General features: G+C 46.3%; 9 protein-coding genes. All 9 read right to left on the reverse strand.

What is annotated here, in order from left to right; genetic code table 11:
* Nucleotides 1–747: LacI family DNA-binding transcriptional regulator (locus ACH2DQ_RS22190; RefSeq protein ID WP_395028370.1), on the reverse strand; the 747-nt coding region annotated here is incomplete at its 3' end.
* Nucleotides 748–814: 67 nt separating this feature from the next.
* Entirely contained in the window at nucleotides 815–1,306 is a 492-nt protein-coding gene (locus ACH2DQ_RS22195; protein WP_394915285.1) for a heme-degrading domain-containing protein, read from the reverse strand.
* An 8-nt stretch (nucleotides 1,307–1,314) separates the two neighbouring features.
* Entirely contained in the window at nucleotides 1,315–2,568 is a 1,254-nt protein-coding gene (locus ACH2DQ_RS22200; protein WP_394915286.1) for an L-rhamnose isomerase, read from the reverse strand.
* 109 nt (nucleotides 2,569–2,677) lie between these two features.
* The gene (locus ACH2DQ_RS22205; RefSeq protein WP_394915287.1) at nucleotides 2,678–3,283 is read right to left on the reverse strand and encodes a class II aldolase/adducin family protein; all 606 of its coding nucleotides are present in this window, start codon (nucleotides 3,281–3,283) and stop codon (nucleotides 2,678–2,680) included.
* Between the two features lie 25 nt (nucleotides 3,284–3,308).
* On the reverse strand, nucleotides 3,309–4,166 hold the full coding sequence (aroE, locus tag ACH2DQ_RS22210) for a shikimate dehydrogenase (RefSeq protein WP_394915288.1): 858 nt from the start codon (nucleotides 4,164–4,166) through the stop codon (nucleotides 3,309–3,311).
* A gap of 11 nt (nucleotides 4,167–4,177) precedes the next feature.
* Nucleotides 4,178–5,269 carry a M24 family metallopeptidase gene (locus ACH2DQ_RS22215; protein ID WP_394915289.1) on the reverse strand — a complete coding sequence of 364 codons (1,092 nt, stop codon included), beginning with the start codon at nucleotides 5,267–5,269 and terminating at the stop codon, nucleotides 4,178–4,180.
* A gap of 62 nt (nucleotides 5,270–5,331) precedes the next feature.
* Nucleotides 5,332–6,318, reverse strand: a complete 987-nt coding sequence (locus tag ACH2DQ_RS22220) for a sugar phosphate isomerase/epimerase family protein (RefSeq protein ID WP_394915290.1) — start codon at nucleotides 6,316–6,318, stop codon at nucleotides 5,332–5,334.
* 37 nt (nucleotides 6,319–6,355) lie between these two features.
* On the reverse strand, nucleotides 6,356–7,867 hold the full coding sequence (locus tag ACH2DQ_RS22225) for a rhamnulokinase family protein (protein ID WP_394915291.1): 1,512 nt from the start codon (nucleotides 7,865–7,867) through the stop codon (nucleotides 6,356–6,358).
* Nucleotides 7,868–7,880: 13 nt separating this feature from the next.
* Nucleotides 7,881–8,425, reverse strand: a 545-nt coding sequence (locus tag ACH2DQ_RS22230) for a DeoR/GlpR family DNA-binding transcription regulator (RefSeq protein WP_395028374.1), incomplete at its 5' end; no start/stop codon positions are given.

Genomic DNA, 8,425 nt, shown 5'->3' on the forward strand with positions numbered 1-8,425 from the left:
CTCCCCGGTCAGGGTGTAGCCGATTTTATACTCAGAATCCAGGCTGGGGATATCCGTATCCTGTTCCTCATCCGCAGCTTTCACAACCACCCGGTCCTTCAGGCCAGCCTTCTCATATTCCTTTACAAATCCCTCCACCCTTTTAAACCTCTGCTGCTGTCTGCGTGTCAGAGGTGGAGAAATAAACGCCACATCCCTGTGCCCCAGTGACATTAAGTGCTCCGCCATTAGCTTTCCCGGCTTGGTGTTGTTCAGTTCAACTGCGTCCACCTCAGAGATGTTCTCCCGGTTATTAATAATGACCAGGGGAATTATGTCCGCCAAGTCTTGTACCTGTTCCTTAAAGCAGGGACTGGGATTGCAGGTATAAATGATCCCCATAGGGCGCATAGCAGCCATCATTTTCAGATACTGCTCTTCCCGCTTCAGATCCCTTTGTGTATTGCAGATAAAAACCCCATATCCTCTTTTACTGGCTACTTCCTCAATACCCTGAAGCAGCATGACATAGTAGGGATTCGTAAAGGTGGGACAGAAGGCAACGATGAGTTTTTCTGTCCTGTAGTCTTTCTTAATCCTCCTTTTAGGTATGACATATCCCAGAACTTTTGCACTCTGTTCCACCTTTTCAACAGTCTCTCTGGAAAAAGATACATTGTACTTTTTATTCAATATCATAGAAACAGTAGCCTGGGATACCCCCGCTGCACAGGCAATATCCCAGGTCGTCACTTTATACTTTCCCATGAACTCATCACCTCACTCCCCTTACTGTTCACAACCGTATTCCTTCAAAAAAGTCATTCACAATCCTTCATTCCCTAACCCTCTCCACTTCCATATTCAGATACCGGCACAGTCCTTCTACTGCCATATCATGATCCTGGTGATGAGTCAGTCCTGATACAGCCAGTACACCGATACAGCCGACACCGTTTACATAGATCGGAAACCCGCCACCCACTGCTGCGAACTGTGCAGGATCCAGGTATCCGCCCTGGTAGATATCCTCTTTTCCTATGAGCATCATGTAGTACAGTTTCAGACTGCTCATTTGCATGGTATAAACGGAACGGATTTTTCTCGATAGCCAGATCTCATTATAATGATTCGTTCCCCGTGCTCCATACCGAAATACCTGGTACCCATTAATAAGAATATCAATTGCGATGGAGACATCCTGCTTTTTTGCTTCCTCTACCAAAATGCTGCCCAGCCGCCAGGCATCCTCATTGTCAAATTTAACAAACCTCAGCCGCTTTTCCTGATCCTCGATCTTCTCATATCTCTTTAAATTCTCCTCCATGGTTTCTCCTATCTGTAACTCAACACTTCCCGTTCATACCTCTTTACCTCAGGCAGCCAGTCCAGCCCCACCGGGACTCCCTTAACCTGACAGTAATAATCCCACACAGCTTCAAACGGGAAAGTTTTCAATTCCTCCATAACTGCCAGGCGCTCCGAATAATTCTCTTCCATCTCCAACTCCCGCAGTCTGCCCGCTGGTTCAAGAAGTGCTCTCATCAATGCTTTCAACGTATTTCTCATTCCGGTGACACAAGCAGTTATTCTGTTGATGCTTCCATCAAAATAGTCGGTCCCGATATGTACCCGTTCCAGCCATCCGCCCCGTACTACCTCATTAATCATAGCCTGCGTTTGATCATCAAATGAAACTACATGGTCACTGTCCCAGCGCATGGGTCTGGTAACATGCAGTGCCATCTCTTCTGAGAATATCATCACAGAACTGATCTTATTCGCCACTTCCTCGGTGGGATGAAAATGCCCTGCATCCAGACACAGGCTGCGCCCATTCTTTGCCGCATACATCATATAAAACTCGTGGGAACCCACGGTATACGCCTCAACTCCGATGCCAAACAGCTTGCTCTCAAGTGTATCAAGGTTCAATTTCTGGTTAACAGAGTTATGAAAAATCTCATCCAGACTGTCTTTCAACCTCTCCCTGGGTGCAAACTGATCCGCCGGAAAATCCTTATATCCGTCACAGATCCAGTGGTTGGTCACTGCCTGTATACCCAGCTCACGGCCAAAGTGCTCACCCACAAGGCTGGAGCACTGGCAGTGCCTGATCCAGAACTTTCGGATCCCCCTGTCACTACTGGATAGGGTAAATCCCCTTTCTGAGTTGGGATGGGAATAGCAGCTGGGATTAAAATCCAAGCCAATCCCCCGCTCCTTTGCCCAGTCCACATAATTCTGATAATGATGTGGTTGTATATCATCAAGGTCTACCTGCTCATCCGTATCCACCTGAGTTGCCTGAAGACTAAGCTTGTGCGTTCCAGGTATCAGAGAAAAAGCCATATCTGCATCCTGACGCAGCTCTTCCGGGTTGGTTGCTGCCCCTATATAGTTACCGGTAGAAAGAATGCCGCCGCTCATAGCACTATTCTTTTTCAGAAATCCTCTTACATCGTCAAACTGCCATGCATTAAAAGAAATCCTGACCCGGCCCATTTGTTTCAAGGCTTTCTCTGTATCCACACCAATGGCTGCATATCTTTCCTTTGCAAGCTCATATGCCTGATCTATATGATCCATATAATATCCCTCCCTGAGCGTGTTTTAAAATTGCTTACTGACAGATGTGCCTCCCGGTGCAAATAATTTCTGCGTTGTAAACCCGGGCTGCTCACTTTGGTAAACCCCGTCAAATTTGATTTTTAAATATATTGCAGATGGCATCTGCCTCAATCCTTTCCAGCATGCTGTATGCCATAAACAGATCAGAACCGGATACTACAACCCCATGCAGAGGCATAATGGCTGCAATGGGATATTTTTCCGCAAGAATACGTCTCTCATCAAAATACTGGTACACTTCCTCATGAAGATTCTTTGTGTAAGCTTCGGTATAGGGTATACATTCCACAGGCCCCCGCTTCATTGTCGCTTCAGTAATATTGGGGATAGGCTTGCTCTGAGCCACAAATACCATACTGTACTGTGGATGGGCATGAATGGTTGCCCCTATATTTTTAAAGTTTTTAAGAAGCAGTACATGCATGTACCCCTCACGTGAAAGTTTCCCGGTTCCCTCTAAGATATTCATCTCATAATCAATGAGTAGAAAATCCTCAGGTTTCATCTCGCAAAAGTGCCTCTCTGACATTAAAGACGGAGAAATCAGCACCCTGTTATCGTCCACACGTACAGCAAAATTTCCTCCCGCTGCATTTGTGAGCTTGCGGTCCCACATATAATATGCCACTTTTGCCATAGCTTCCCGTTCTTTCCTATATGATAAATCTACCATAATTCTCTACCTTCTTTCTGTCACACTATAATCCATACTCTTTTGCCAGCGCTTCTTTCATCACGTTGCGATTGCATCTGCAGCCGGTCCAGAGATAAAAACTTATCTCTGCCTGATTGATCAGCATTCCCAGTCCATCTATGGTTTTTATACCCCGTTTTTCGGCTTCTTTTAAAAACACGGTATGGGGATGGTTAGGAATCACATCGCAGACTGTCATCCCTTTCTTCATCGTATCGTAATCAATATCGGGTTTCTGGTCTACATTTGGATAAAGTCCAATATTTGTGGTATTTACCAGAATATCTGCCTCTTCTGGTACTGCAATGGTACTCTCCCAGGGGAGATACTCTGCCTGAGCACCTGTTTTTTCATTTATAAGCTTAGTCAGAGCAGATCCCCTGCCGGACCTTGGACGGTTCACAACCAGAATCTTTTTTACCCCTGCGTTTACCAGTTCCACCGCAATTGCCCGGGCAGCTCCACCTGCTCCCAACAGCATGACCGTTTTCCCTTCCAGTGGAATCTGCTCTTCCTTTAACGATGTAATAAAACCTTTTCCGTCGGTATTCTCTCCGTAAAGCCTGCCGTCCTTTACATATACAGTATTAACCGCCCCCATAATACGGGCATCATCTGCCACTTCATCCAGGTATTTCAGTACCTCCACCTTATGTGGAATAGTCAGATGTATCCCTTTCATATTTAACGCCTTCAGCGACTGCATGGCATCCTTTAAATCCTCTGGCTTTACCAGTACGGTCAGATACCTGTAGGGAATCTTCAGATCCTCGAAAGCCGCCTTCGCCACCACCACAGTCGGGTTTTCATCAATAGGGCTGCCAAAGACCCCTACTAATTCTTCCCTATAGCTTTTTTCCATGTTTATACCTCCTATATCACCAGAATGTCTGGTCTTAAGATACTTCTGCCATTCAGGGTTATCTCCTTGTAAACCCAGTTGCCCGTATGGGAAATTACCTCTTGTGATTCGCCAGACACCAAGAAGGTATCTTCGGATTTCACGCCGGCGATAGTAGGATTCCAGGAAAATGCCTGACTATCCAGGATCGTATCTTCGGTTCTAAAATTGACACAATAATCTCGGGTGAGGTATCCCAGAGCGCCACCCTGATGGTGAAGATGGAAGTCCTCTGCATATCCCTCCTGCTGATATGCAGAGAATCCCTTTTCCAGAACATCTCCGGCTTTTACTCCTGCCTTTGTATTCAGGATAAAAGCTGCATCTACTCTTTGAACCGCTTCCATCCTCTTAGTCTTTTGTGCATCTACCGCCCCCAAAGATACGATGCGGCTGACAGATACCGTCAGACCATACTTCTGGGCACAGATGGCTGTCATAGCATATTTATCCACCTGTTTTTCTGTTGGAATAGGATGACGGTACTTTTTTAGTCTCTCATCCGCTGCCACCAGGCACACAGGGATCTGATACCCTTTTTCCATCAGCATCTGTACAGTGCGGGCAGCTATTTCCAGTTCGCTTTCCCCCCTGTGTATCCTCCTGCAGCACTCCTCTACAATCCCTGCACACTCCAAACCAATCTCCCGATAACGGACAATTTCTGCTTCTGTAAGCACGTAGCGTTGCTTCTGGATATCGGCTTCGCGGTTATCGCTTCCGCAGATTCCGTTATCACTGGCATATCTGCCATCCAGAAGTAAGGAATTCAGTACATTCTTCTCATCCTCATGCCACAGGTATGAGATCAGTTCAAACTCCCCTTCCAACAGTTCCTCCTCCATAACCCGGAAGCGCTCACTGGAATTGCAGATCACGTACTGCTTATCTTTTGTCACAAATAACTTCGATGCTGCGACCCCTGTGCTCTTATCTACAAAGGCACATCTGCCTCCACTCATCCAAAAAAAGTTTTCATTCAATGTAAGTAGAACTCCCTGATACCCCTCATTCTCCATAAATGAACGGATACGGCAAAGTTTTTCCTCCACTTCTTTTCTCAATGCGCTCACTCCATTTCTTCTTTTATTCCCGGGCAGCTTCAAAACTGATACCCAGCCGCCTGCTACGGGGTATTGGACTTAAAGATAGACTCTCTAATCAAACCAAATACTTCTGTGGCATCCGTGCCCTCAATGCACGCTGCCAGCTTATCGCTGCCGATCAGATCTACAGCATGGTCAAAGATCTGCATGAACCGAATGCTCTCTGCCGCAGCCTTATATCCATTTTCACGAAAGGGGAAAATATCCACCGATGTCCAGCCGTTGTAACCAATCTTTCGCAATGAATAACAAAGCTCTATATACTCGGTATAGCGCACAGATCCCAAAATCATGTCATCATCCCATGCACTGTAGTTGTCATTGATGTGGAGATTATAGAGCATACCGTGATTTGCGCACATCTCAACCACTTGAGCAATATTTCCCTGAGCCTGGAATACATGCCCCAGATCCACGGTTAAACCCACATTAGGACGTTCCACATCCTTTGCCAGCAGAAGTGTGGTGCCAGCAGTATCCAGTGTACATCGATTCCTGGGCTCTCTCAGCTTAAACTCCAGTGCAATCTTCATATCCGGTGCATAGTCACATATATCCCGAATTGCTTCCACCATCAGATTCCACTGCCTGGTGTAGTCTGTCTGAAAAACATAGTCAAAACCATCCTCACCCATCCATATATTGACAAACTCAGCTCCCACAGCTTTGGCAAAATCCACACTGTCTTTACAGTACTGGATTGCCAGAGCCCGATATTCCGGATTCGTGTTGGTGAGAGAACCGTAGGCAAAACGTTTGTCACCATTTAAAGGTGCATTGACACCAGAAATTTTAAATGCATATTTCTCTGCCCAGTTCCGTATCTCCTCCGGATTGTTCTCATCCCCGTCTGGATCATAGCAAAGCTCCAGTGCCTCCACAACGCCTGTCTCCGCCAGGCCTGCTATACGCTCTTCGGCTGTATTGTCTTCTTTATACCCACCCGCCATAAAACGGTCTACCCTGTTTCCCAATGATCCGGTGATGCATGCATATTTTAATGCCATAGTAAACTCCTCCTTGTTTGTCTTTTATATGTAGTCTTTATATTCTGTTCCGGAAGCAATCACATCTCTTTATAGTTCCCCTGTCGCAGATAGTCTTAAAATATTGATAGTGCTCCTCCCAGTCTGTGATATTCTCCGGATAAAAACAGTTAATATCCGTGGATTTGGATAGTATCTCTCTGCCTTGAGAGATATTTGTAATCTCTCCCTCTGCCTTCATCTGCATTAGGAAATTTCCCATCAGTGCTGCTTCCACGGGTCCTGCGTATACCGGTCGCCCACAAGCGTTGGCTGTGAACTGGTTCAAAAGCAAATCCAGCCCGCCCCCACCTAAAATATGGATAGTCTGAATCTCCTCTCCCCTGATTTTCTCCAAAGTCTCCATTACCCACCTGTACTTAAAAGCCAGGCTCTCCTTTACAGCCCTTATATATTGTCCCGGCCGTTCCGGTACCGGCTGCCCGGATGCTGTACAGTAATCCCGTATTTTCTCCAGCATATTTCCCGGCATATAGAATACGGGATCGTCCGGGTCGACCAGGCTTCGAAATGGCTGTTCCTTTTCAGCCAACTTCGATAGTTCTTCAAAATCATACTCCTTTTTCATCTTGGCATACTCCAGCCGGCATTCCTGCACTAGCCACAGTCCCATGATATTTTTCAGCATCCGGTATCTATGCTCCACTCCGCCTTCAATGGCAATATTGTACCGGAACGTATCTTCATTGATGATAGGCTTTTCTGTCTCCACTCCCATCAGTGACCAGGTACCACTGCTAATATAGGCGGCATTTTTATGCGTTAACGGTAACGCAGCAATCGCAGAAGCAGTATCATGTTCTCCCACCGCTATCACCTTTATTTTCTCTACTCCAATCTCCCTTGCCCCATGTTCGGTAAATACACCGGCTGCCACCCCCGGCTCTATGACAGGTCCCAGTATATGTGTTGGTATTCCTAACCGCTTCGTAATCTCTCTGTGCCAGTCATTTGTCCTAAAATCAAACATCTGTGTCACGGAAGCTATGGTATATTCCGAGTACATATGTCCAGTAAGAAAATATGTCAGCAGATCCGGAAGGTGCAGAAGCCGGCTTGAATTTTCCAGCAGGTATCCCTCCCCTTCCAGAATCATGGCAGCCAGTTGGATTACGGTGTTAAACGTCGCATTCTGATTTCCCGTCATCCGGTGAAGTTCTTCCCTTCCCACTTTCCGATAAATTTCATCCGACATTCTGGCCATGCGCGGATCCCGGTAACAGCGCATCTGGGTGACCAGATCGCCGTTTTTCCCGATCAAACCAAAATCATTGCAGTAAGAATCCATCCCCAGACTCCCGATGGCTTCGCCTGCCAGAACTCTCCCCTTACGGATCCCCTCTGTTATGTTTGTGTAGATCCCTAAGATATCCCAGTACAGATCACCACCCACGTTGACCTGCCTATTTGGAAAGCGATGAATAATCTGAGTCTGAAGGCGCTCTCCATCGAATTCACCCAGCATCATCTTACCGCTGCTGGCTCCTAAATCAAACGCTATTCTTTTCATTTTGCCCCCGCATTTACTGCTCAGAAGCTACTACAAGCTGTGTTCCCTGTTTTTTCAGATACTCTTCCTGATCATAAGCAAGCCCTCTGTTGGTCACCAAAAAGTCGATCTTAGAAAAATCTGCAAGGTACACCACACCAGGCTTATCAAACTTTGTGGCGTCTGCCAGCACGTAAACCTCCTGTGCCTTCTCCATCATCAGACGCTTAACATCCACTTCATAAACACTGCTATCCGTGATCCCCTCTTTTACATTCACTCCATAGCAAGAGAGAAATACTTTGTGCGGCCGAAAGTTGTTGATCCACTCATTAGCCATAATTCCTGTAAGGGAGTAGTTACTGGCTCTGAAAATCCCGCCCAGGGAAATCAGGGTCAGGTTGGAGTGATCCTGAAGGGAAGCATCCAGCAGAAGCCGGATGGAATTTGTGATAATCGTCACCTGGTATCTGGGATTCATATGCTGTATCAGATTCAGCGTAGTAGAACTGTTATCAATAAAGATGGTATCTCCATCACGGACCACCTTTGCAGCTTCTTTACACAATTTATCCTTTT

The organism is Robinsoniella sp., from assembly GCF_034124845.1.